Annotated in this window: 19 protein-coding genes; 12 read left to right on the forward strand and 7 right to left on the reverse strand. The window is 60.6% G+C overall.

The features are described from left to right. Positions 1-70 precede the first annotated feature (70 nt). Positions 71-1,264, forward strand: coding sequence for a hypothetical protein (locus ACO076_RS20280; RefSeq protein ID WP_421724623.1), 1,194 nt, complete (start codon positions 71-73; stop codon positions 1,262-1,264). Between the two features lie 97 nt (positions 1,265-1,361). Here the strand turns inward: ACO076_RS20280 and ACO076_RS20285 are convergent, their stop codons facing one another. Beyond that, positions 1,362-1,799 (reverse strand): hypothetical protein, encoded by a 438-nt coding sequence (locus tag ACO076_RS20285; RefSeq protein WP_421724624.1) that lies wholly within the window; start codon positions 1,797-1,799, stop codon positions 1,362-1,364. A 418-nt stretch (positions 1,800-2,217) separates the two neighbouring features. Here ACO076_RS20285 and ACO076_RS20290 point away from each other — a divergent pair, with 418 nt between their 5' ends. From ACO076_RS20290 to rpoD, 5 genes are all read left to right on the forward strand, one after another. Next, positions 2,218-3,216, forward strand: coding sequence for a sterol desaturase family protein (locus ACO076_RS20290; RefSeq protein WP_421724625.1), 999 nt, complete (start codon positions 2,218-2,220; stop codon positions 3,214-3,216). A gap of 41 nt (positions 3,217-3,257) precedes the next feature. Further along, positions 3,258-3,485, forward strand: a complete 228-nt coding sequence (locus ACO076_RS20295; RefSeq protein WP_421724626.1) for an antitoxin MazE family protein — start codon at positions 3,258-3,260, stop codon at positions 3,483-3,485. Positions 3,486-3,689: 204 nt separating this feature from the next. Beyond that, a complete protein-coding gene (gene dnaG, locus ACO076_RS20300; protein ID WP_421724627.1) occupies positions 3,690-5,600 on the forward strand; it encodes a DNA primase in 1,911 nt (636 codons plus the stop codon). Positions 5,601-5,622: 22 nt separating this feature from the next. Next, a complete protein-coding gene (locus tag ACO076_RS20305) occupies positions 5,623-5,994 on the forward strand; it encodes a hypothetical protein (protein WP_421724628.1) in 372 nt (123 codons plus the stop codon). Positions 5,995-6,166: 172 nt separating this feature from the next. After that, the gene (rpoD, locus tag ACO076_RS20310) at positions 6,167-8,215 is read left to right on the forward strand and encodes an RNA polymerase sigma factor RpoD (protein ID WP_421724629.1); all 2,049 of its coding nucleotides are present in this window, start codon (positions 6,167-6,169) and stop codon (positions 8,213-8,215) included. A 235-nt stretch (positions 8,216-8,450) separates the two neighbouring features. On the opposite strand, the gene ACO076_RS20315 is transcribed toward rpoD, so the two are convergent. From ACO076_RS20315 to ACO076_RS20325, 3 genes are all read right to left on the reverse strand, one after another. Next, a complete protein-coding gene (locus ACO076_RS20315; RefSeq protein WP_421724630.1) occupies positions 8,451-11,072 on the reverse strand; it encodes a hypothetical protein in 2,622 nt (873 codons plus the stop codon). 1,565 nt (positions 11,073-12,637) lie between these two features. Further along, the gene (locus tag ACO076_RS20320) at positions 12,638-15,223 is read right to left on the reverse strand and encodes a hypothetical protein (protein WP_421724631.1); all 2,586 of its coding nucleotides are present in this window, start codon (positions 15,221-15,223) and stop codon (positions 12,638-12,640) included. A 19-nt stretch (positions 15,224-15,242) separates the two neighbouring features. Then, complete coding sequence (locus ACO076_RS20325; RefSeq protein ID WP_421724632.1) at positions 15,243-15,674, reverse strand: cyclic nucleotide-binding domain-containing protein; 432 nt, start codon at positions 15,672-15,674, stop codon at positions 15,243-15,245. Positions 15,675-15,834: 160 nt separating this feature from the next. Between ACO076_RS20325 and ACO076_RS20330 the strand changes: the two genes are divergently transcribed. Together ACO076_RS20330 and ACO076_RS20335 are read left to right on the forward strand one after the other, a co-directional pair. Then, on the forward strand, positions 15,835-16,560 hold the full coding sequence (locus ACO076_RS20330) for an alpha/beta fold hydrolase (protein WP_421724633.1): 726 nt from the start codon (positions 15,835-15,837) through the stop codon (positions 16,558-16,560). 288 nt (positions 16,561-16,848) lie between these two features. After that, positions 16,849-18,969: a hypothetical protein gene (locus ACO076_RS20335; RefSeq protein WP_421724634.1), complete on the forward strand. Its 2,121-nt coding sequence runs from the start codon at positions 16,849-16,851 to the stop codon at positions 18,967-18,969. On the opposite strand, the gene ACO076_RS20340 is transcribed toward ACO076_RS20335, so the two are convergent. Continuing rightward, the gene (locus ACO076_RS20340; RefSeq protein ID WP_421724635.1) at positions 18,951-19,349 is read right to left on the reverse strand and encodes an acyl-CoA dehydrogenase family protein; all 399 of its coding nucleotides are present in this window, start codon (positions 19,347-19,349) and stop codon (positions 18,951-18,953) included. The genes ACO076_RS20335 and ACO076_RS20340 overlap by 19 nt on opposite strands. Further along, the gene (locus ACO076_RS20345; RefSeq protein ID WP_421724636.1) at positions 19,306-19,581 is read right to left on the reverse strand and encodes a hypothetical protein; all 276 of its coding nucleotides are present in this window, start codon (positions 19,579-19,581) and stop codon (positions 19,306-19,308) included. The genes ACO076_RS20340 and ACO076_RS20345 overlap by 44 nt, the downstream gene beginning before the upstream one ends. Before the next feature lie 163 nt (positions 19,582-19,744). Here ACO076_RS20345 and ACO076_RS20350 point away from each other — a divergent pair, with 163 nt between their 5' ends. From ACO076_RS20350 to dprA, 4 genes are all read left to right on the forward strand, one after another. Then, positions 19,745-20,701 (forward strand): aspartate carbamoyltransferase catalytic subunit, encoded by a 957-nt coding sequence (locus ACO076_RS20350; RefSeq protein WP_421724637.1) that lies wholly within the window; start codon positions 19,745-19,747, stop codon positions 20,699-20,701. Positions 20,702-20,711: 10 nt separating this feature from the next. Beyond that, positions 20,712-22,046, forward strand: a complete 1,335-nt coding sequence (locus ACO076_RS20355; protein WP_421724638.1) for a dihydroorotase — start codon at positions 20,712-20,714, stop codon at positions 22,044-22,046. A 132-nt stretch (positions 22,047-22,178) separates the two neighbouring features. Next, a complete protein-coding gene (gene plsY / locus ACO076_RS20360) occupies positions 22,179-22,778 on the forward strand; it encodes a glycerol-3-phosphate 1-O-acyltransferase PlsY (protein ID WP_421724639.1) in 600 nt (199 codons plus the stop codon). Continuing rightward, complete coding sequence (dprA, locus tag ACO076_RS20365) at positions 22,775-23,908, forward strand: DNA-processing protein DprA (RefSeq protein WP_421724640.1); 1,134 nt, start codon at positions 22,775-22,777, stop codon at positions 23,906-23,908. Before plsY ends, dprA begins: the two co-directional genes overlap by 4 nt. Before the next feature lie 87 nt (positions 23,909-23,995). Here dprA and ACO076_RS20370 read toward each other — a convergent pair whose 3' ends face one another. Beyond that, a complete protein-coding gene (locus ACO076_RS20370) occupies positions 23,996-24,226 on the reverse strand; it encodes a hypothetical protein (RefSeq protein ID WP_421724641.1) in 231 nt (76 codons plus the stop codon). Between the last annotated feature and the right edge of the window lie 159 nt (positions 24,227-24,385).

Consider the following 24,385-nt stretch of genomic DNA (forward strand, 5'->3'; position numbering starts at 1 on the left):
AGGTTCGGCCACGAAAGGTCCGCATTCTGATGATGACTCGATATCACGGAGTCTTTGGGGGACCCGGTCGATGACGATTCAACGCAGGCAGGCAAAACAAGAAGGGCGCGGCGATTTCGACGATCGCGAAGCGGTCGTCACCTATTCGCGGATCGAGGACGATCCCGGTTCGTTGCACGGCATCGGCGACCGCGAGCCCGCCGGCCCGCTCTACGAAGCCGTCGAAGTTCCCCAAATGGAACGACCGGACGCGCGGGAGCCCTTTTTCGCCGGTGACGGCATGCCGGTCGAACCCGAATACGGCGACGACCTCGACCCGCTCGAGCCGGAACAGCGCAATCGCACTTTCCGCCACCTGATCGTCATCGGTATCGGCGTTGTCGCGCTCGCCGCCGGGGCCGGCATCCTTATCGCGACCATTGGCTCGAGTGGCCGCGTCGACACCGCCGCCCCGGGTACGGTCCCGGCCGCGGCGACCGACGGAGCGACCGAAGCCGCCACGGCAGACCCGGGCATCCGCGCCATTCCGCTCGGCGAGGCACCCGGCGGGCCGGATATCGATCTGTCCTCAGCCCGGCCGGCCGAGCCGATCGAAGCGGCCGCCACGCCGCCGCCGGAGCCGCGTCCGCGGCCCGAACCGCCGGCCGAAACCGCGGCGGTCGCCCCGGAAACCGACGCAACACCAACCGCCGAGGCCATGCCGGCGCCAGCCGCGGCCGTCGCGCCGGCGCCACAGGGCGACGACTTCATCCGCAGCATCGAGCAGACCCTGTCGAACATCCGCCCCGAACCGGCCCCGGCCGCCGTGGTCCCGGAAACGCTTCCCGCCCCCGGCGACGCGCCGGCCGCGGCACCGGCTGACACCTTCACCACGGTGACGGCCCCGGTCGAGCCGCTGCCTCAGGCGACACTGACGCCGACAGCGCCGCAGCCGACGCCGGTCCGCGTCCTGCCGGACGGTACGGTGGTCTACGAAAACGAGGCGCTGCCGGCGGAGGCTGCAGCCGTCGAGTTCGACGAGAATGCCGCGGCGATCGACGGCGGTGGCCACTTCGACTTCGAGCTCGAACAGCCGGCGGTGACTGTCGAAGTCCCTGCCCTGCCCGACCTGGCGACGGGCGGCCTCCCGGCTATCCCCGACGTTCCCGGCGAACCGGCGACCCTAGAGGGTCTCACGATCGACCTCGAGCCCGCCCCCGCCGAGCCGCACTTCATCCCGCCAGAGGCCATCCCCGAGGTACCGGACACCATCGGGCTGCAGTAGCCGTCTCGCCACGCACGGTCCGCGGCGACCAGCGTCACGCATCTTCTGACGGCGACACTAGTCCCTCCCCGTTTTAGAGCGATGATCGTCCCCCGCCCTATTCCTGGCGCTGAAAGATCGCCGTGTAGGCAACCGCATGGGGTGGGCCTTCCATGTAGGTAAGCTCGATCTCATCATCGCCGATACGGGTTGCGAACATCAGCCCATGGTCATCGACTTCCACCAGGCGCAGGGTCTTGCCGTCGCCGGACAAGGCGCCGATAACCGGCTCGGTGGCTTCGAAAACGCTCTCGTCATCGATATAGCCGGGGTCGTCGCTCCCCGCTTTCCAGGACTTGGTCCCCCTCACGATCTGGCCGTTCACCGACTCGATGACGATCGTGAAGATGCGCGGCGCTTCGACGATTTCATCGTCCAGTTCCAGGATCACGCTGGTCTCGGCCGTCCAGGTGCCGATCAGGTCGGAGGCCTGCGCCATCGATGCCGATGTGATTGCCGCGAAAAGAGCGGCGGTGAAAACACCAAGAACACGCATGCGATCTTACTCCCCGGTAGTCGTCTGATGCGTTCAGCCCAGCCCTCGCGCCAAATTGGCGAGTTCCGCATGACAACGCAACCGCGTGACGGCATCCCGGGGATGCGGATCGACACAAATAGGCGACTCCGCTGTCCTTTCCCGGCACTCGGCGACCCTGTCCCCGACCTGATCGCGGAGCGGACCGTCCGGAGGATGATGGACGGGGTCGGTTCAGCAAATCTCAAGCGGGTGGTGCTGACCAACCGACAGGGGAATAGCCGAAAAAGCGGGCGCGACTTGCCAGCGGCCTTGTTCAGCGGTCTAATTTCGTAACGGTCGCGCCCGGATGGATCGACGCCGGGGCGACAAGGCTATCCGGCGCTTGCCGGCTGGCATGTGGCCGCGGCAGGCGCCTGATCCGAGGGAGGGCATGGCGATGACAGTGAGCGATTCCGCTTACGGGAAAGAGGACAGCCGCGGACACTGGAGCCCTAACAAGCCGCCGAGTTACGGGCCGTTCTTCGACTGGCCGCCCAATCCCCGCGTCCTGTTCAAATGGTTCTTCGGCTTTCCCGGCTATTTTCTGCCGTGGAACGTCCTCTTTGCCGTCGCCGCCATACTGATCTGGACGTATCTGACTCCATCGCTCGAAACGCTGCAGACCTTCTCGCTGTGGTGGGTTGCGCTCATCCTCTTACGCAATCTCGGGCTGACCCTCTTCGTCTACGGCGCCTGGCATCTGTGGCTCTACGTGTGGCGCAAGCAGGGGACACTGTTCAAATACAATCGCCAGTGGCCGAAGGAGAAATCGTCGGTCTTCAAATTCGGCAATCAGACCTACGACAACATGTTCTACACGCTGGTGAGCGGCGTGTCGATCTGGACCGCCTACGAGGTGTTGCTGCTTTGGGCCTATGCCAACAACATCGCGCCGTACATCAGCTTCGCCGAGTACCCGGTGCTGTTCGTGGCAATCTTCTTCCTCGTCCCCTTCATTCACGAGGTCGGCTTCTATTTCGCCCACCGGCTGCTGCACTGGCCGCCGCTCTACAAGCTCGCCCACGCGGTGCACCACAGGAACGTCAACCCTGGCCCGTGGTCCGGCCTGTCGATGCACCCGATCGAGCACGTGCTCTATTTCGCGACGATCCTTTTGTTCTTCATCATCCCGTCCCACCCGATCCACATGATCAACCTCGCCTCGCGTCTTGGCCTGATGCCGGCGCAGGGCCACACCGGCTTCGACCGGGTGGTGGTCGGCGACGAGTCGACGATGGACACCTCCTATTACGCCCATTACCTCCACCATAAGTATTTCGAGGTGAACTACTCCGACGGCATGGTGCCGCTCGACCGGTGGTTCGGCTCGTTCCACGACGGCACCCCGGAAGCCCAGGAGGCGATGCTGGCACGGCGCACGCGGCGGGGTGTTTAGGGAGGACCCGGAGCCGCTGCAAGCAAGCGAGACACCAAAAAATGTCCAACAATCCGAATCCCCGTTCATCGCGCGACAGGGTCCGCAGAGCCAGGCTGCGCGCCGAAGGCTTGCGCCCGATCGAAGTATGGGTCCCCGACACTCGAACCGCCGCGTTCGCGGCGGAGGCGCGACGCCAGTCTTTGGCGGTTGCATCATCGACATTCGAGCAGGTGGACCAAGCCTTCGTCGACGCGATCTCGGAATGGAGTGAAGCCGGACTGGGGTAACGTCTGGATAGCGGCGGGGTGAGGCGCGAATTCGTTCGCCTTCACGCTGCGAAGCCACAAGCAAGCTCTTTTCAGGAACATCCCCGACTTTCAGTATGTCGAGAGAACGAATCGCGAACTCCCTTGAAATAGCCTCAAAAATCACGTAAAGAGCGACAAAAAGATCAAGAAAAAAATAAAAGAATATCAAAGAGTTAGGTGTACATGCGGTTCAGCGATTCTCTTTTAGACGATATCCGCGCGCGCCTTCCTGTCTCGGAGGTGGTGCGTCAGCGGGTCCGTCTAAAAAAAGAGGGGCGCGAGTGGCGCGGCCTGTCACCTTTCAATAGCGAGAAGACGCCGTCCTTTTTCGTCAACGATCAGAAGGGCTTCTATCACGACTTTTCGGCCGGCAAGAACGGCGACATTTTCACATTTGTGATGGAGACCGAGGGCCTCTCGTTTCCAGAGGCCGTCGAAAAGTTGGCGAGGCTAGCAGGCGTCAACCTGCCGACGGCATCAGCAGCCGACCGCAAGAAGGAGCAACGCCGAAAGAGTCTCGCGGAAATCCTGCAACTTGCTTCAGACTTTTTTCGTGAGAACCTGAAATCCGACGCCGGCGGGGAGGCAAGAGCCTATCTCGAGACCCGAGGAGTGAGCCAGTCGACACAGGCCGAGTTTTCGATCGGATACGCGCCGGCAGGGCGGGCTGCGCTTCGCCAATACCTCGCTTCGAAAGATGTGCCCTTACAAGACATGATTGACGCAGGCCTGCTGATCAGCGGCGACGATATTCCGGTCGCCTACGATCGGTTCCGCGACCGGGTGATCATCCCCATTCATGACGTCCGTGGACGAGTCATTGGATTTGGTGGTCGCGCGCTCAATGATGCCGTCAAGCCGAAGTATCTGAATTCTCCCGAAACGGAACTGTTTCACAAGGGCTCAGTCGTCTTCAACTTTCATCGCGCACGGCAACCCGCGCACGACGATGGCTCTGTCGTTGTCGTTGAGGGATACCTCGACGCAATCTCCATCTATCAAGCTGGCATGCGAAGTGTCGTTGCTTCCATGGGCACCGCGCTGACGGAAGCACAGATCGGTACACTCTGGCGTTTGTCCGATGAGCCAATCGTTTGCTTCGATTCGGATCGGGCCGGCATCTCCGCCGCTCATCGATCGATAGATCGGATATTGCCGCAACTGAGAGTCGGGAAGGCATTCAGCTTCGCGTTCCTCGTCCAGGGAAAGGACCCAGATGAGTTGGTCCGGTCCCAGGGTTTGGAGGCATTTCGAGCCGTCCTTCAAGGGGCACATCCCCTCTGGGACGTCCTCTGGGAGCGGGAACTCGCTCAGGCTCGGATAGACACACCCGACGGGCGAGCCGCTTTCGAGAAACGCCTTTACGATATTGTGCGTAGCATCAAAGACCAGACCGTTAACACTGCCTACTACCGAACCTGCCGCGTCGAACTCTCAAATCTATTTTGGAGAGAGCTGAAATCCGCCTCAAAGGAAAAGGAACGCGGATCATTTCTGGACACGCACGTACGAATTCCAGAGATCAGACCAAAGTTCGGGATCTACAAAATTCTCCTTGGGCTTCTAGTGCATTATCCGGAATTCATAGACGACAAGCCCGATCGTTTCTCCAACTTGGATTTTCCGGGTGACCTGGAGAGTTTCTACAGAGCCCTCCACTACCTGACCGTCGACGGAGCAGAAATCACGGTGGAGGTGATCTACGCGCAGCTCAGTGATGAGTTTTTCCACCTACTAGATGATGTTCACGGCGATGCCTCGACGGGTGTCGCTCGCGGACATCGACTGATCGAGCGGTTCCCGATCGTCGGAGCTTCACCGCCACTGTCGTTCGTTTCCGAATGCGTCAACTATTTTGTCAAGCGCATCGAAACGACTCAGATGCAGCAGGATGTCGAAGAACTGGAAAGGCGACTGGCGCGAGACACAGTGAATGTTGATGCGATTTTGGAGCAGCTTGGGAGATTGACCGGCGAGATTCAGCGCCAAGAGAACGCTTGGCGTGAACTAGACAAGAACCTCGCTGAGGAGGCCCAAGGAATCCGGAGGTTGGGGAATCACGCACCATCGTGGTCCCTGCAAACAGCCGCGTGACCTCAACGCCCTGCGGGCGGCGATGATCGAGTGCGTCGCCGCCGATCACGACATCGGGGCACAGCCCCTGCGGGCCGCTCTAGCAGGCCGGCATCAGGACCTGATCGCCCGTCTCGACGCCCAGATCGCCGCCTGCCGGCTGTGGTTCGCCACCGCCGATGCCGACGATGCGGACGCGGAAGCCGGCTGGCATCAGGCTTTGACCTTGCACCTTAGACAGCGAACGTTACATAAGGAACTCAAGGAAGCGGAGGCCGCGCTGGCCGCAGACGCAAGCGAGGCAAATTTGGTGCGACTGGTCGAAATCAGGAACCAGCTGGCAAGCGCGGACGGGACGGAAGCGTTGATCGAAGGGTTCGGCGCCCGGTCGGGGCGCGAAGTTCGGGTGTTCTAGGCTCTGGACAATGGCGGCCATCGGGTTAAACACGAGGGTCCGCCACGGGGGCACGGCGGCCGGGAGGGCGACCCGGACGAAAACCCGCTTTGGGCGGCGGGACGATTACTTTCAAAGATGCGCATCGGCGGCCGCTTGAAGGCCGCTGACGGCGCCTTAGTCGGAGATGTGCATGACGACCAAGGTTCGGGAAAAGGAAGAGGTCCAGGAAGCGGCGCCGGAGGCCCCGGTACTCGATCTCACCGATGCGGGCGTCAAGAAGATGATCAAGGCCGCCAAGAAGCGCGGCTATGTCACCTACGAAGTGCTGAACTCGGTCCTGCCTTCCGACGAGGTCACCTCCGAGAAGATCGAGGACATCCTGGCGATGCTCTCCGAGATGGGGATCAACGTCATCGAGTCGGAAGAGGCCGAGGACTCCGACAACAGCGAGAAGGCCGAGGGCGAGACCGAGAGCGGCGGCGAGCTGACCGAAGCCTCGACCGCGACCACCGCGGTCGCCAAGACCACCACCAAGGAACCGACCGACCGCACCGACGATCCGGTACGCATGTATCTGCGCGAGATGGGTTCGGTCGAGCTCTTGTCGCGCGAGGGCGAGATCGCCATCGCCAAGCGCATCGAGGCCGGCCGCGAGACCATGATCGCGGGCCTATGCGAAAGCCCCCTCACCTTCCAGGCGATCATCATCTGGCGTGACGAGCTGAACGAAGCCCAGATCCTGCTCCGCGACATCATCGACCTTGAGGCAACCTATGCCGGGCCCGACGCCAAGGCCGCACCGGCACCGCCTCCACCGGCCGAGACCAACGGCGCCACCCCGCCGACGGCCGAAGCCGCCACTGCGGACGCTCCGCCAACCGCGCCCGGCGACGACATTGCCGGCGGCGGTGAGACAAGCGAGGCCGGCCAGCAGCAACAGCAGGACGATGACGACGACGATTACGAGAACGCCCTGTCGCTGGCGGCGATGGAGGCTGAGCTCAAGCCCGCGGTGGTCGAGACCTTCGACACCATCGCCGACCTCTACAAGAAGCTCCGCCGGCTGCAGGACCAGGACGTCGAGCTCAAGCTCGGCAACAAGACCCTGTCACCGTCCCAGGAGCGCCGCTACAAGAAGCTGAAGGAAGAGATCGTCACCGCGGTCAAGTCGTTGTCGCTCAACCAGGCGCGGATCGATTCCCTGGTCGAGCAGCTTTACGACATCAACAAGCGCCTGATCGGCCACGAGGGCCGGCTGCTTCGTCTCGCCGAGCGCCACAAGGTCTCGCGCGAGGAGTTCCTGAAGGAGTATCCCGGCTCCGAGCTCGACCCCAACTGGCTGCGCCGCATTTCCAACCTGTCGGCCCGCGGCTGGAAGGAGTTCGTCGCCAAGGACAAGGACAAGATCAAGGCGATCCGCAAGGAGATCCAGTCGCTGGCGACCGCCACCGGCCTCGAGATCACCGAGTTCCGCCGCATCGTGTCGATGGTCCAGAAGGGCGAGCGCGAGGCGCGTCAGGCCAAGAAGGAGATGGTCGAGGCCAATCTGCGCCTGGTGATTTCGATCGCCAAAAAATACACCAATCGCGGCCTGCAGTTCCTCGACCTGATCCAGGAAGGCAACATCGGCCTGATGAAGGCGGTCGACAAGTTCGAGTACCGCCGCGGCTACAAGTTCTCCACCTACGCCACCTGGTGGATCCGCCAGGCGATCACCCGCTCGATCGCCGACCAGGCGCGCACCATCCGCATTCCGGTGCACATGATCGAGACGATCAACAAGATCGTGCGCACCTCCCGCCAGATGCTGCACGAGATCGGCCGCGAGCCGACCCCGGAGGAGCTGGCCGAAAAACTCGCCATGCCCTTGGAGAAAGTGCGCAAGGTGCTGAAGATCGCCAAGGAGCCGATCAGCCTCGAGACGCCGATCGGCGACGAGGAGGATTCCCACCTCGGCGATTTCATCGAGGACAAGAACGCCATCCTGCCGATCGACGCGGCGATCCAGTCGAACCTGCGCGAGACGACGACCCGGGTGCTGGCCTCGCTGACCCCACGCGAAGAGCGGGTGCTCCGCATGCGCTTCGGCATCGGCATGAACACCGACCACACGCTGGAAGAGGTCGGCCAGCAGTTCTCGGTCACCCGCGAACGCATCCGCCAGATCGAGGCCAAGGCGCTCCGGAAATTGAAGCATCCGTCCCGGTCGAGAAAACTCAGGAGTTTTCTCGACAACTAGTCGCGGAAGCCGAGCGCTCGGGGCGAAGCCGGAGCGCGAAGCCCTCGGACTTGATCCGAGGGTCCGCTCGTTTTCGGATAACTAGTAGCGACGCGACACTGCTCGACCGCATCCCCCGACTTGATCGGGGGATCAGCTTCCTGGATAACTAACCACCGGTCATCCCCGACCGCGCACGGGCCAAGAGGCGTGGACGGCCGGAGGCTGGACTGGGATCAAAATCTCGTCGGTTTCGCTATTGAAGCGAGTTAACGTCAAGTTGCGCGCCCTCACTGTCGAGCTCGTCAAACGACATTTGAACTAAGTCCTTCCGAACCGAGCACTGGGCACCATCTCTTTGCAATATCAAATTGTCAGCAAATTCGGCTACACCTTCGCTAGTCCAAACGCGCAGCTTCACGCTACTAACGGATTTACCCTGGGAGTCCTCGACCTTCGCCGGGACCTTGAGCCGCGCAACAATACCCTCCATATCGGGTGTGACTTCGATGCTATGTGCCTTTATGCCACCAAGTGTAACAAGCGTGTTGCGCCACAATCTCGGCCCCAGTATCAACAACGAAATGTCTTCGCATGGTTGACCGAAGTCGCTTTCTGCCTCAGACGAAGCGCTTTCTCCTGCCCAAAGTGTGTCCACGTCTACTATAATCGGCCGGCGATTGGCACTGTCCAGCAAAAGTGTATCTAAGAGTTCCGGTTTGTTGGGCAGCTTAACGCTGTGTGATGGAAATCTTGTGAAATCAGATTGATCCCGATTTCCGGTCGAATCACTAGTCAACCACGTCACCTCCTGATTGCCATCCAACCAGCCCCGTCGCACAAATAGCTCAATCTCTGACCACCAAGCAGGAACCGAAATGATAGCCAAAACAGACTCGCTCACCGAAGTCATTTCAAACCTCTCCGATTCATCGGGTTCACGAGCTGCAAGATCTATGAGCCAGCCCACAACAGGCTCATCAGATTCATCTAGTTCGTCCGTCCCCCCAAGTGCCCCCGAGTCGGCTAAGCCGGCCCCCGGTCCTGTATCCCCAAACGTGGTAATTACCGGCCTCAAACTCCACTTTCGCGTAACGGATGAACTCCGGCGCGCTCCCTCTATTCCAAACACGTCCGACGTCGCAGCCAGTGCGTCGAACACCTCCCCGAAAACCGAGATAGCGCTCTCCCTTGGCAATACTGAATAGCTATATGTGTTAAACTCCCCAATTCGACGAACAAAATTTATAAGGCCGAGGTCTACGGTAATTCCCGTGCTCTTTTCACATGATCTCGGGCCAACGTAGACGCTCCGTATCGCCTCTTTTTCTTTATCATTATTCGCACTACTCAGCAATAATCCTCTTTCTGCGGCGATATCCCAAATTCTAAATAGATTCGCCGAGACATTCTTCTCGTGTTCATACGCCTTCAACGCTCTCACGACTATCTCCTTAGATATTACATCCTCAGCGCTATAGATATCTGAAGCCCGCTCGACAACCTTCAAAGTCTCAAATCCTTTACCGAGTGCCTTGAGCTCTCTGAAAAGGGGTGCTGTAGTTTGAATCTCAGCTTGTCGCTCTTGCTGACTCGGATACAGCGTTTCACAGTCTGCATTAGTTACTACAAATTCCGTCTCTCTAGGAACAACTGTAACACGCGCATCGAGAAATGTTCCAGACGCAGACGAAACCGCCATTACCACATAATCGCTATAATTGCCCCCCGCAAGTGTAACGGGAAAACTTCTGACAATTTCTCCTATTTTTTTCGCATCCTCAGCACCAAATGCATTTATTTCTTTGACGCGATTCTCCAACTGGAAGTCATAATATTCCATCAAAGCAGGCGCGGGATCACCTGTTATTTCTCCGATTGCCAGCATCGTCAGAAAAATTCGAGCCTCCAACGCGACATCAGTCTTTCCTCCAAACATTATTGCTATTATCTCACGGCGGCTGTGATGCGGATAGCGTGCTGACAAATAGTCCACGACACTATTCCTCACACTCGCCATCAGGCTCTTATCGTACAAGCCTCTGAAATACCTAAATATGTTTTCATTTATCCTCGACTCGAGCGTTTCAATCCAGTCATAGTAGTTATTCTTTGTATAATTATAGGTTTTTTCGAGTTCCAATCCAGTCATCTGATCAACAATACTTCCAGTTGCAATACTTTTTACGGGAGAAGGCGGCTTTATTTCAACTTCTATTACCGCGCGACCTCCGCCGAAAGGCACTCCCACAACAGTGGTATCGAATTTCAAAATGTACAAAGCATTACCTTCGAGATCATGACGATCGTCTAGCCGGTTTTCAATTATCCGTTGTCGTACCAGATTCCGATGGGCACTTTTCAAACGAAAATTTTGATCAAAAGACATCGGAAAATCACTCAACTGATCAATAGATTGACCCAATTTGGCAGCTTCAACAGCGCTTAGCTCGCCGTCCCTAGATATTATCGAATCAACACCGCCTTCGCTCGGCTTATTTGCGGCAACGAAAACACTATCAGTCAATGATTTATACAACGACGCCGCATCTCTATTTCCGTCGACGGCCTCTAGTTGGGAATTTAGCCATTCTTCCTCTGCCAACCTTTCATTTATAAGACGCTCCCTCGTATATACTTCCGGACTTTCTACAAAAATTTTGGCCTGCGGTCGCCAAATATACCAATCTAATTCACTCCAACGAGACACTAAACTGTCAAATACACCGATAACCCACAATAAAAACAACAATGCGGGAGCATATATAGCATACCTAACAAAACGCTTGTTGTATAATCTAGATATTTTACCCAATAATTCTGATAAAGATCTAATTTTTATGATATTTGTTGCGTTTGTGTCATTTGACTCGACCATATTTATTCATCCTCTCAAACATTGATAAGGAAGAATTGTGCAGGATGGGCGACCAACCGGTCGGTGATTACAGATAAGAATTTTTCGACATTTCGATGGGCAAATCTTTTTGGAAACTCTAGTATAGTGATTGTAACAATTTTGGCTAGACTGAGCGTTCTGAATAGGCAATATCTCTCTATTTGTGCCGGACGCATACGAAACAGAGAGGGTCAATACAGATACTATGGACACTGACCTGGCCAAGATGTCAACCATGTACTTCATCGAGGACGAATGCCGACGGTGTGAAGTCTTGGCTTCTGCCTTGGTCTCAACCATTGGTGACACCTGGCACCGGGCCGTGCGGAGAATTGCAGTAGCAGGGAGCGCCCCAAGAGGGTGGCCCGTAGATCACGCACCAAAAGTAGGGGGTTTGACATATTGCAGCGTGTTGCCAGCGGTTGTCGGGAGTTAGCGCATCTGTTTGCTGACGACCCTGAAATGGTTCTGTCTCATGGACGGCTGTAGAGGCGAACAGCGCAGAGCCGACGAGGCTTTCCGCCAGTAAGATGATAACTGCGCCAAATAGCATGGACTTCATGACAAGCCACCTGCCAAGTGAACGGTCTAACGGTTGTTGCGGTCAGATAATACAACATTTTGCTGCGACTTGCTACCGAGTTTGTGAGTCAACTCGTCTGCTGTGGGGGCGTAGGTTAAGGTTGCATCCCAGATGCTGTTGAGCGCGTCGTTCTGCCTTAGCAAACTATTCGAGCTCGGCGCCTGGCTGACCACCTAAGTCGTATTTGAATCTCTAGATGAGAAGCAATACTCCTAGACGCTCCCTTGACACCTCTCCATCACAGGACTAAAATCCTAGATATCTCCGCTCACCGAGGGGCGCGCTCATGAGGCGTCATCTGCGTGGGGCGGGGTGCGGCGCCCGCGGCGCGCCCCGGCAACGGGGCGACGGCATCGGGGGAGACCCCGGGCCGGAGAGGATGACGGTCCGAACGTCCCCGGGAGGCCTTCGCCAGTAGCCCGCCGGCACACCCATGCTCCGGAAAACGTGGGCACCACGTTTCCGACAAGAGTATGGGCACTTGTGATCCTTGAGCGAAGCCGTGCCGGCTTTCGCTCGGGGGCCGGCTGTGAGATTTAGCTCACCTTAAGGGCGGTCGGGCGCGCCTTCGGCTCCCCCGCGACCAAGCGGGACCCGCCGGCGGCGCGTCGGGCCGGACCCGGCAACCCGGGTCCCGTCCTTCGGCCGCGCCGGAGCGTGAAAACGAAGCGCCCAAAATCGTCGCGGCGGACGCCGGCAAGACGCCCCATAGAGACTAACTCGGCATGGCGTTTACCCGACGCCCGCCACCCCTCATCTCGCAAGAGGCGAGGAGGGCTGAAAGCCCGACCGGGATTGGGAAGAATCCCATGAGGGAACTGACCAGAGGGACGTGGGACGCAAGCGATCCACCCGGGCGGACAGCCGCCGCGGGGCGTTTTGGTGTGGGCGCGTGGGTCGCGCGCGGGCTTCGAGAGCCGCTCGAAGCACTTCGGCATGAGGCTGGGGTCGGCGCCTGATCTTACCCGGCGGCGATCAGTTCCGCGCTGACCGGACCGCGCGGGGCAATCGTGCGGGTGACCGACTCGTCGACGCCGAGGTCGCGCAGGATCGCCAGGATGCAGGCCTGCAACCAGTCGGGGTGATCGGCCCAGCCGCAGCCGCGGGCCATGTCCATCAGTTCGCGCACCTGCGCGGTGCGTTCCGGCCGCGTGCGTCGCCCGCCGGCGCGCAGGTCGTCGGAAAAGGCCGCCGTCAGCGCCCGCACCACCGGCCGCCGGTGCTGCGGCGCGAGCACCACGTCGAGGGATTCCAGCGCCAGGCCGGTGTCGCCGGCGATCCGGCCGGTGAGCACGCCGCGCACCCGGGCGACCAGCGCCTTGTCGTGGGCCAGGCTAAGGATCTCCAACAACGCCGACCCGGCTTCGCGGGCCTCGGCCCTGAGCGCCCGCCGGAGCCGCTCGGCCGAAGGCGGCGCTGTCTCACCGAGGGTAGCGATCGTCGCCATCCAGGTGCGCGCCCGGTCGATATGGCCGATCTTCTCGCGCACCAGTTGATCGAACAGGTCGCGATGGCGCTCGTCCAAGGCCTCATCGGCGGCGTTGAGGACGCGCACCAATTCCCACGCCGGCCCGGCACCGCTGGCGAGCTCCGCGGCAACCTGGTCGCGCATCGCCGGCCCGGCGGTACGGCGACAGGCGCGCAGCAGGCGAGCGCGATCGGCGGTCGCCATCGGCCGGGCCAGCAGTTCGGACATCTGCTCGTCGCCAAGCGCGGCAACGGCGGCGCCGGCGGCATCGCGGACCACCCGCTCCCGATCGGCGAGCAGCACGGCCAGTAGATCGATCGATGGTGTCCGCCCCGCCTCGGCGATCGCTGTGGCGGCGTCCCGGCGCTTCACCGGACTGGTGGCCTCGGCCAGCGTCGCCAGCCGTGTCGCGGCCGCGCCGTTGCCGGACTCGTGGCGAAGTGCGGCCCCCAGGGCCGCGGCGCGTAGACGCGAGTCGGCGTGATCGAAGAACGGAGCGATCGCCGCCCCGATGGTCTCGCGACGGAGCCGTCCGAGAGCGCGTAGCGCAACCAGGACATGATCGGGCGAACCGTCGGCAAGGCAAGCGTCGGCGACCTTGCGGGCGCGGTCGGGATTGCGGCGGACCAACCTGTCGAGCGCGACGCAACGGACGGCGACTGACGGATGGCTGACCGCGACGTTCAGCACCGCCTCGCCGGTGGCGTCGTCCATGGCGTCGGCGTAGCGCAACGCGATGTCAACATCGCGGGGATCGTCGGAGGCGCCGAGGGCGAGAACCGCCTCGCGGGTCACCGGCTCATTGAGGTCGACTTCGTCACCATCCAGCGCGCGGCGACGGGCCGCCGTCATCACCGCGGCGCGGTAGCGGTGGTAGACGACCCAGGCGGCACCGGACCACAGGATGCAGACGATCAGCGTCACCACGACGATATCGACGACCGACGATCCCGGCACCGCGTTGATGGCGAGGATCAGTATCGCCGTGAGCCCCAGCGCGATCGGCACGCCAGCGCCTTCCACCCCGACCTGGGCGGCGAGACGCTGTTGCAGCGGCAACGCCTTGAAGGTGGCGTTGACCGAGGTGCGGGTGGCCACGTCGGCGAGCGTGATGTCGGAAATCCGCGCCACGGCGACGAGCAGAAAGAACAGGGTCGCCTCCGGTCCGGAGACCAGCGCCACCACCAGCGCCGCGACGACCAGGCCTGAGACGACCACAGGATTGGCGGCCAGCCCGAACCGGAGTCCATAGCGCGACATCAGGAACCCGCCGATCAGGGCAAGAGCGACAAGGTCGACGAGGTTGAGGACGCCGGTATACTCGCCAAAGAAAGCGGCGAGTTCCTGAGTGCCAGTGAAACGGGCGGCGGCTCGATTGTAGAGAAGATACTCGACCAGTTGCGTGCCCATCGCCGACAGCACTTGGTAGACGAACACCGCGCCAACCAGCGGGATGCCGAGGATGCGCCGCAGCGAGCGATGATGGTCGCGATCGGCGTGGTGCGCCTCCGGCGGCGGCGCGAACGGATGGGCGACAAAGGGCGCGGTCCCGGCCATCAATGCGACCATGACCGCCGCCGCCACCGAGGCTGCCACGAGCAGGTCCTGCGCGTGCCCAACCAGGACGATGACGCCAGCGGCGACGAAGCCGCCGACCATGAACCCCGCAACGAAGCCGGCGACAACGCGCGGGAAGATCCGCTTGATCGCCTGGACGTCGAACACCCGGCCGATCTGGGCACCGATGAAGACGAAGCCAAGTTGCAGGTGCAGCGCAAACAACACCAGGACCGCAAACGCGGCGGCATCGACCTCGACCAGTTCAACCAGCACCCAACAGACGAAAACGAGCACCGCTACCAGTCCGGTTGTCGCTATCGCCAGCGTGAACAGGCCGGTACGGACCTGAAGGCGGGTGAGCCCGAACGACACCGCCACGCCGAGCGCGGCGACGGCGAGATAAACAAAAGGCAGACGCTCCGCCCCAAAGACGTGAAGGAAGACGGCATTCCCCGGAACAATCATGAAAGCCAGCGTCAGCCCGAGGGCGACAGCCTGACTGACGATGAGGAAAGCCACGGGGTTCAGAACCCTGCCCTCACTCAAGGGGTGCGGACGGCATGTTCCGCGACGCACGCAACATCCGGGTCAGCATCACCAGAAGCGCAGCCATCACCTCCGGCTGTTCATGCATAACATCGCGGAACGGCTGGTGGCCGATCCGGAAAAGCAGGCTCGATTCGAGGGCGGTGACCGTCGCGGCACGCGGGGCCGGATCAAGAATAGCAAGTTCGCCGAAGGCGGCACCGGGTTCCAGGATCGAGATTTCGACCCCGCCGATGTCGATCTGTACCCGGCCGTCGACCAGGACGAACATCCAGTCTTCCATCGCGCCTTCGCGGATGATCTCTTCGCCTGGCTCGAAGGTCACTTCTTCAACGATCTGGGCGATCTCTGCCAGCGTGTGTTCGTAAAGTTCAGCGAAGATCGGCACACGATGGAGCGCCGCCACACGTTCGATCAGCAGCACGTCTCACCCCCAAGCCCGCCGCCTTCTTGCCGACGGTTCGCGCGTTGGCCCCGTCGGCCATGCAATCTAGCACGTTAACCCAGCACGCGACGGGCATCGCGCATTAACCAAAGCCGACGGAGCGATGCTATCGTCCGGCCGAAGACCAGCAAAGGGAGGCATGGCTCAGGTGGCTCCGCGTCATTTTGTGCTGATACACGGCATCTGGCACGGCGGCTGGTGTTGGGACCGAGTCGCCCCGATCCTGCGCGAGCGCGGCCATGCGGTGACCGCGCTGACCCAGACCGGCCTTGGCGAGCGGTCTCATCTCCTGTCGACGGAGATCACCGTAGATACCTTCGTCGCCGATCTGGTCAACACGCTGGTCTGGCGCGACCTCCACGACGTGGTGGTGGTCGGCCACAGCTTCGGTGGGATCACCGTCACCGGGGCCGCAGACGCTGTACCGGAGCGAATCGCCAAACTGATCTACCTCGACGCGGCGATCGTCGAGGACAGCGAAACCTGGTTCGGCCTTCTGCCCGAGGACATCGCCGCGGATCGTCTGAGGCAGGGTGAGGAGTCGAGCGGTGGCCTTAGCCTGCCGGTCGCGCCGGTCGAAAGCTTCGGTGTGACTGCTCCGGACGACAAGGCCTTCCTGGAAGGGTGTCTGATGCCGCACCCGCTTGGAACGTTCACGACGCCGGTGAAACTGAACAATCCGGTCGGCAACGGCTTGCCGGTCGCTTATATCGCCTGCACCGCCCCGCCCTACCCGCCGGCCAAGGGCGCCCACGAACGTGCACGGGCCAAGGGCTGGCCGATGCACGAACTCGCCACCGGTCACGACGCTATGGTGCTGGCGCCACAGGACACCGCCAACCTGATCGAGCGGCTGGGAGGGTAGTCAACGTGTCCGTCACTCAGGAGGCGAGCCACACGAACAAGAAGGCAGTCTTCACTATCAAACATACAACTTTTGCTTTTAGCCTTGATCCCGCTTCAGCTTTTATGAGACCGTATAGGTTCGAGCCGTTTATTGCTGCCTGACAAGTGTCTCACCGACCATCTTCAATCAAACTCGGATACCGGCAATTGCCCGCAGGGTCTGATCTTCCCTCCCGATTGCGATGTATTGACAAAGCTTGCCTAAAACTGACGAACCCCAAGGCCCCGAAGCGCCACCGGTAACATCATGCACCCGACACACCTGAGCCACCCGCGCGCCATAACGCCGATTTCCGACGCCATCCACGACCGGTTCGAGATCACACTGTTTGAGCGTGAATTCATCGACAGCGCCTACTTCCAGCGCCTTCACTTCGTCCTACAGAACTCTACGGCATACGTCGCTTTTCCGTCCAACAAGAACACGCGATTCCCCCACTCCGTCGGTGTCGCGCATGTCGTGGGCGAGATGTTCGGCAACGCATTGTCCAATGCCACCTACAGCGATTTGGACGCATTCTTCAAAAAGTGCGCTGACTTCCTAGAGCACATAATCGCGATTATCTGGCCGGCCACCAAGGATCATAGCTACCGGCATTTGATATACCAGGACCTATCGGCGGCCCACCTCTCGACCATTTCCGGTCTTTCCAAGTTCCTTCACACACCGATTTTTCCTGAGAAGGACAATCCTCGCATTCATACCGAAAGGGCTTACGGCTCCCTTGGCCAATTCTCGGCAACGTTCATCGCCGACACGCTTTGGCAAGCGCTTCGGTTCTATGGCCTAATGCACGACATCGGTCATCTGCCAATGAGCCATGCGTTCGAGGCTGCCCTCGATGACATACCCAACTTAATGCGAGCATACAAACAAGATAAGACCGATATTCAGCATTTTGATTATCTACGCTCAAAACGATTTAGGGAATTCTCGGGATTTTCTTCACATAAGACCATTGATGAATATTCTGAATTCTTTTCGCGTATTATTAGCTGCCCGTCCAATGCGCTAGAGAGCTCGGTATTTGGTAAAGATTTCCACGAAGTTAGAAGTATTTCTGTCTTCAATCGTTTCATTTCTGAATATCAATCAACCTTCTTAGAGAACGGTATCCCAGATTATGCAAAATTGATCCACCACCTCACTCTCTCGTTTGTTTTGGCTACTGCGATACAAGATGAATCGCACCGATTTTATTTTTTAAATTCGATTCATTCATTGATAGATAGTGAGGCTGTGGATGCAGATCGTTTAGACTATACTTTGCGCGATGGAAACGAGTCGGGATCTCATCTCGGTCAATTTGACCTAATTCGAGTCTACTCGAATTCGGTACTAATCAATAACAAGAATCCGAACAAAGAGCGCAACGGCAATCGCTTCTCGTTTGCGTATTATATTCGTGCCGTTTCTGGAATAGAGCAGTTTTTTGAACAAAGGTATCAGATATATAAGTATATCATATATCATCGAACATCCTCGAGATCGAACCGATGCCTGGAATACCTTCTTTCGCAAATACTTAACTATTGCTTTTCATACGGTAGCTCAGGGATAAGGGCTGCCTTAGATGAATATAGTTACATTGAAACCGACGAGATGTCACAGAAAATAACCAACCTGCTGCCTTCGGAACCAGAATGCTTGATCCGTCTTGATGATTCGAATCTACGAACACTTCTATTTCGGGTGAAGCATTTGGCAGAGGAGCGCCTCAGAGAGCTTGAAGACGAGCAAGAACTCGGCGGAGAAGTGCAGCCCGAGTATTTTGTTGCCGCGGAAATCGTCAATCTTTGCAATATTGTTGTTCTCCGGGAATTTCAGCACGTACACAACCCGTTTAAGCGCATCTCATTTGGCCAACGAGCGGCTGAGATCATAGGTGTGGAACGATCGGGCGACGAGCTGCAGCAATTCTTATCCTACGCTCTGGACAACGCCACTGGCGTCTTGGATTACATCAGAAGGAGCCTTTATAAGAAGATGAAGAATGGGCAGATCCCGTCGATATCGGTTTTGATTAATATCCAAAAGCCCAGGTGTTATATCAACGACGAGCAGCAAGGAAAACGCCTATATCATAACCGTCTGTTTGTTGTTCGCGAGAACGGCGCCTTCGATTCAATCGACAATCAATCACTCTTCCTAAAAAATATGTATCATAGGGAGGGAGAGCGGAAAGCTGAGATATATATAGTATCAGAAAACATAAAGAATAACGCCGCCCTGAAATCTTTCATCACGGTAAGAATTGATTCCATCATCCGGTCATTGTGGAGACATTGGAAGGGGACGGCCAACAATGGAGTTCAACTCGCCGATCCAACGGCGGAAGCGGTAGACGCTCAACCCCGGCAGATGTAGTCGACGAAGGCACGGGCGTCGAAGCGCGAGTCGAGCATGCCATAGGCGATTGGCCGCGGCTTGGAGAGCCGGGTCTCGATGAAGGCGTCGGCGAGTGCGACCGCCGCGGCGGCGCGCAGCACGTTGAGGGTCGATTTGGCCGACGTCCCAAGGGTATCTTCGATGCCGGCGAGGACGGTCTCCAGCGGCTCCGGCGATCGTCGCGGAAGCTGCATGATCTCCAGACACAGGGTGTTGCCGGTTCCCGCCCAGATCGCCTGGACCGGTGCGTCGCGATGGAGCCGCGGCAGCCGGCTTTCCTCGACATAGCCGTCACCGCCGATGCACTCCATCGCCTCAGCGATCAACGGAGACGCGATCTTGGCGGTCCAGTACTTCACCGCGGGCGTGATAGCCGGGCGAAGGCCGCCTCGCCCGGATCGTTGTCGGCCCGTCGGCATCACAGGGCCGCAACACCGGCGGGCGGGCGTTAACGAGACGGGCGAGTTCCAGCGTCACGGCCGAACCCCAGATCTCGCAATCGGCGGCGAGCTGATCGATCACCGACGGGGGAGCGCCCTCGACCAGCGCTATCAGGACCGGATCGGACGACAACAGGTTGACGCCCGCCAAAGGCGGTGTCCGGTTGGCCGGTTCAGGCCGATCGACAGCCGAAGGTCACGAAACCAGCCCTACCCCAACGAGCGGCACCGGAAGCACCACACACGGACGTTATGATCACCGTATCCGCCGCGGCTTGCCCGGCGGCGCGACTCTCCCTATAGCTTCGTTTTTGATGAACGTGCCCCCGCCCTCGCCGTCGATCACGCTTCCGAGCCGGCATCTATTGGGAATCGAGGGGATGAAGCCGACCGAGATTGTCGGCGTTCTCGATCTTGCCGAAGAAGCGATCGCCATCAGCCGGCAGATCGAGAAGAAAAAGACGGTCCTGCGCGGCCGGACTCAGATCAATCTGTTCTTCGAGGCCTCGACCCGGACCCAGTCCTCGTTCGAACTGGCAGGCAAACGGCTCGGCGCCGACGTCATGAACATGGCGGTCGGCAATTCTGCCGTGAAGAAGGGCGAAACGGTCATCGACACGGCGATGACCTTGAACGCCATGCGGCCGGACATCCTGGTGGTGCGTCATCACGCCGCCGGGGCGGTGGAGCTCCTGGCCCAGAAGGTGTCATGCTCGGTGATCAATGCCGGCGACGGGGTCCACGAGCATCCGACCCAAGCGCTGCTCGACGCGCTGACCATCCGTCGCCACAAGGGCACGATCGAGGGCCTCACGGTGGCGATCTGCGGCGATATCGCCCACAGCCGGGTCGCGCGATCCAACATCCAACTTCTCAACATTCTCGGCGCTCGGGTGCGGGTGGTCGGCCCGTCGACGCTGCTGCCGACGGGAATCGAGCGGATGGGCGTGGAGGTGTTCACCGATATGCGGTCTGGCCTCGCCGACGCGGACATTGTGATGATGCTGCGCCTGCAGCGCGAACGAATGGCCGGCAGCTTCGTGCCGTCGGTACGGGAGTATTTCCACTATTTCGGCCTCGATGAAGCCAAGCTCGCCTACGCCAAGCCGGACGCGCTCGTGATGCATCCGGGGCCGATGAACCGCGGCGTGGAAATCGATTCCGCTGTCGCCGACGGCAAGCGCAGCCTGATCGGCGAGCAGGTCGAGATGGGCGTCGCGGTGCGTATGGCGGTGCTTGAGGCACTCGCCGCCCACCTGCCGAACGAATAGGGCGCACCCCATGCCGACGACACCCATAGGCCGGTTCCGGGACGACCGGCCAGTGGTCTTCGAGAATGCGCGGGTGATCGATCCGTCGCGCGACCTCGATACACCCGGCGTGGTGATCGTCGCCGACCGTCGGATCATTGCCGCCGGGCCGGATGGCGGCAGCGGACGCCCGGCCGACGCCGAGGTGATCGACTGCCGCGGCGCCATCGTCGCGCCCGGGCTGGTCGACATGCGGGTGTTTGTCGGCGAGCCGGGGGCCGAGTATCGCGAGACCTTTGCCTCGGCCGGCCGCGCAGCCGCCGCTGGCGGGGTCACCACCCTTGTCACTATGCCCGACACTGATCCGGTGATCGACGACGTCGCCCTGGTCGATTTCATCGCCCGCCGCGCCCGTGACGAAACCGCGATCCGGGTTCATCCGATGGCCGCGCTCACCAAGGGCCTCCGCGGCGAGGAAATGACCGAATTCAGACTCCTCGGCGAGGCCGGTGCGGTCGCCTTCACCGACGGCCGCAACACGGTGATGAATGCCGCGATCATGCGCCGAGCGCTGACCTATGGTCGCGACTTCGGTGCCCTCATCGTCCACCACACCGCCGATCCCAATCTCGTCGGCAATGGGGTGATGAACGAAGGCGAAACCGCAACCCGGCTTGGCCTCGCAGGAATTCCCAAGGAAGCCGAGATCATTGTACTCGAACGAGATATCCGGCTCGCCGCGCTGACCGGCGGGCGGTATCACGCGGCACAGGTGTCGTGCGCGGAGTCGCTCGACATCATCCGCGCCGCCAAGGCCCGTGGTCTCGATGTGACCTGTGGCGCCTCGGTCAACAACCTCACTCTCAACGAGAACGACATTGGTCCGTACCGGACGTTCTTTCGACTTTCGCCGCCGCTCAGAACGGATATGGACCGCCAGGCGATGGCCGCCGGACTCGGCGACGGCACCATCGACGTCGTGGTCTCGAACCACGACCCGCAGGACGTCGACACCAAGCGCCATCCCTTCGCCGAAGCCGCCGACGGCGCGGTTGGGCTGGAGACGCTGCTGCCGGCGGCGCTCCGGCTCATCCATGACGGCACGGTTTCGATGCTGACGCTGTTCCGGGCGCTGGCGACCAAGCCGGCCGAACGGCTGGGGCTGGAGGTCGGGCGCCTGGCACCTGGCGCGCCGGCCGATCTCATCGTGGTCGATCCCGATCGACCGTGGGTGCTCGACCCGGAGACACTACGCTCGCGGTCGAAGAACACGCCGTTCGCTGATGCCCGGTTTTCCGGACGGGTCCTTCGCACCCTCGTTGCCGGCCAGACGGTGTATGAACGCGAAGCTGAGGCTATTCCCTGATTCTCACCTTCGGACAGGTTGGATTCCGGTTTTCCCCATCCTGACAGCGGAATGAGCCTGGCACATGTTGCCGGCCGAAGCGGCTCCGCTTACCCTTGCAATCGATTCAACCAGAACGCGGTCTGATCGGCCATGCCAACCAGCCTGAGCATTCTCGGTGCGCTCGCCCTCGGCTATCTGCTCGGGTCGATTCCATTCGGCCTGATCCTCACCCGACTCGCCGGGCTCGGCGACCTGAGGGCGATCGGGTCCGGTAATATCGGCGCCACCAATGTGCTTCGGACCGGCCGTAAGGACATCGCTGCAGCGACGCTGGTCGCCGACTGCCTCAAGGGCACTGTGGCGGTGCTGGTTGCCGGTGCGCTGTTCGGCTCCGATGGCGCAATGGTTGCCGGCCTCGGCGCCTTTGTCGGCCACATCTTCCCGGTCTGGCTCAAGTTCAAAGGCGGCAAAGCCGTCGCCACTTACATCGGCGTCCTGCTCGGCCTCGCATGGCCCGCCGCACTCATCTTCGTCGTGGTCTGGCTCGCGATGGCGTTCGCTTTCCGCATCTCGTCGCTGAGCGCCCTGACCGCCAGCCTGATCACGCCACCGGTGCTCATCTTCCTTCTTGGGGAGCCCCGGGTTGGTGGCTTGTTCGTCGTGTTGACGGCGATCGTTTGGTGGCGTCACGCTGACAACATCAAACGGTTGATCGCTGGTACGGAGAGCCGCATCGGCGCCCAGTCATGACGGACCCGCCAGCGGGCCGGCCAACAATCGTCCTCGACGATGCCCAACAGCTGGCGTGGCTGCGCCTGATCCGCAGCGAGAACATCGGTCCGATCACCTTTCGCCGACTGATCAACCATTTCGGCAGTGGCACCGCGGCGATCGAGGCCGTGCCGACGATGGCCGAGCGCGGTGGACGGCGAATCCGGCTCTGTCCGGTCGACGACGCCGAACGGGAGATCGACGCCCTCGGCCAGCTCGGTGGCCGGTTTGTCGCCGTCGGCGAATTCGGCTATCCGCCCTGGCTCCGCCACATCGCCGACGCACCGCCGCTGCTGGCGGTCCGCGGCGCGCTTGACTGTCTCGCCCGGCCCGCGGTGGCGATCGTTGGGTCGCGCAACGCCTCGGTGGCAGGGCGTAAGTTCGCCGGCCAAATCGCCACCGGTCTGGGCAGTGCCGACTATGCGGTGGTCTCCGGTCTTGCCCGAGGCATCGATGCCGCAGCCCACACGGCGGCCCTCCAGACCGGTACGGTGGCGGTGCTGGCAGGTGGAATGGACAGAATCTATCCGCCCGATAATGTCGATCTCGCCGAGGCGATCATCGCCCAAGGCGGCGCGCAGATCACCGAGATGCCGTTTGGCTGGGTGCCGCGCGGCCGCGACTTTCCCCGGCGCAACCGGATCGTCTCCGGCGTGGCGCTCGGCGTGGTCGTGGTCGAGGCGGCGACCCGGTCCGGCTCCCTCATCACCGCCCGGCTAGCGGGCGAGCAGGGCCGGCTGGTGTTCGCTGTTCCGGGCTCGCCGCTCGATCCCCGGGCAGCGGGCAGCAACCGCCTGATCAAGGACGGGGCGCATATGGTGACCGAAGTCGCTGACGTAACTGCCGAGCTCGCGCCGATGCTGGATCGCCCACCGCCAGAACCGACCGAGATGGGAGAGCCCGGCAAGACCGGCCCCGGCCCCGACGATGTCGTCGACGACGATCGCTCGGCCGTTCTTTCGGCCCTCAGTCCTTCGCCGATCGAGATCGACGAGATCATCCGGTTCACCGGCCTCACCCCCGGTGTCGTCCTGCTCGTTCTGCTTGAACTTGAACTCGCAGGTCGGTTGGAGCGCCACGGTGGCCAGCGTGTATCACTGATTCCATGACGTAACCACGGCCGGTTCGGACGTACTGGGTAGCCGCCGCGTCCGTCTCTTATTGATAGTTTGCTGCGGCCGGAGCCGCCGCCAGTATCAGCCCGATGGTTTCGCCGGGCTGCCGCGTTCCTTGGCCGTAGCGCCCGCGTCGTCCTCGACCATACGCAGGAGAAATGCGAGGAAACCGAGCCCGGACTCGGTCGCTAACCCGCCCAGTTCGCGCGCCATGTTTTCGATGTAACGCGCCGTCTCGGCGGGATCGGAGAGGTTTACGGTGTTGTCGTTGGAGCCGTTCTGACCGGAGTGGGCCGCGGATCGTGTCGCCATTTGATCTTATGCCACATACAATTAAAGGTTGTTCTTCATATCTATTGTACCTTTAACGAGTGTAATTGTGCAAGCCGCAACCTGAGCATGTTTTGAGCCGGGCGATGAATAGCCCCCGGACATCAAGACGTGCGTCAGAACGCTGGGCCGGCTCTTCGC

The sequence above is a fragment of the Bauldia sp. genome (assembly GCF_965232525.1).
Taxonomy (GTDB): domain Bacteria; phylum Pseudomonadota; class Alphaproteobacteria; order Rhizobiales; family Kaistiaceae; genus Bauldia.

Bases quoted from the DNA above. Each gene is read 5' to 3' on its own strand.
- ACO076_RS20335 (WP_421724634.1), top strand. From the start codon at position 16,849: ATGCACCCGACACACCTGAGCCACCCGCGCGCCATAACGCCGATTTCC.
- ACO076_RS20305 (WP_421724628.1), top strand. From the start codon at position 5,623: ATGATCGAGTGCGTCGCCGCCGATCACGACATCGGGGCACAGCCCCTG.
- ACO076_RS20350 (WP_421724637.1), top strand. From the start codon at position 19,745: ATGAACGTGCCCCCGCCCTCGCCGTCGATCACGCTTCCGAGCCGGCAT.
- ACO076_RS20290 (WP_421724625.1), top strand. From the start codon at position 2,218: ATGACAGTGAGCGATTCCGCTTACGGGAAAGAGGACAGCCGCGGACAC.
- plsY (WP_421724639.1), top strand. From the start codon at position 22,179: ATGCCAACCAGCCTGAGCATTCTCGGTGCGCTCGCCCTCGGCTATCTG.
- ACO076_RS20355 (WP_421724638.1), top strand. From the start codon at position 20,712: ATGCCGACGACACCCATAGGCCGGTTCCGGGACGACCGGCCAGTGGTC.
- rpoD (WP_421724629.1), top strand. From the start codon at position 6,167: ATGACGACCAAGGTTCGGGAAAAGGAAGAGGTCCAGGAAGCGGCGCCG.
- ACO076_RS20285 (WP_421724624.1), bottom strand. From the start codon at position 1,799: ATGCGTGTTCTTGGTGTTTTCACCGCCGCTCTTTTCGCGGCAATCACA.
- ACO076_RS20280 (WP_421724623.1), top strand. From the start codon at position 71: ATGACGATTCAACGCAGGCAGGCAAAACAAGAAGGGCGCGGCGATTTC.
- ACO076_RS20330 (WP_421724633.1), top strand. From the start codon at position 15,835: ATGGCTCAGGTGGCTCCGCGTCATTTTGTGCTGATACACGGCATCTGG.
- ACO076_RS20370 (WP_421724641.1), bottom strand. From the start codon at position 24,226: ATGGCGACACGATCCGCGGCCCACTCCGGTCAGAACGGCTCCAACGAC.
- dnaG (WP_421724627.1), top strand. From the start codon at position 3,690: ATGCGGTTCAGCGATTCTCTTTTAGACGATATCCGCGCGCGCCTTCCT.
- dprA (WP_421724640.1), top strand. From the start codon at position 22,775: ATGACGGACCCGCCAGCGGGCCGGCCAACAATCGTCCTCGACGATGCC.
- ACO076_RS20295 (WP_421724626.1), top strand. From the start codon at position 3,258: ATGTCCAACAATCCGAATCCCCGTTCATCGCGCGACAGGGTCCGCAGA.
- ACO076_RS20315 (WP_421724630.1), bottom strand. From the start codon at position 11,072: ATGGTCGAGTCAAATGACACAAACGCAACAAATATCATAAAAATTAGA.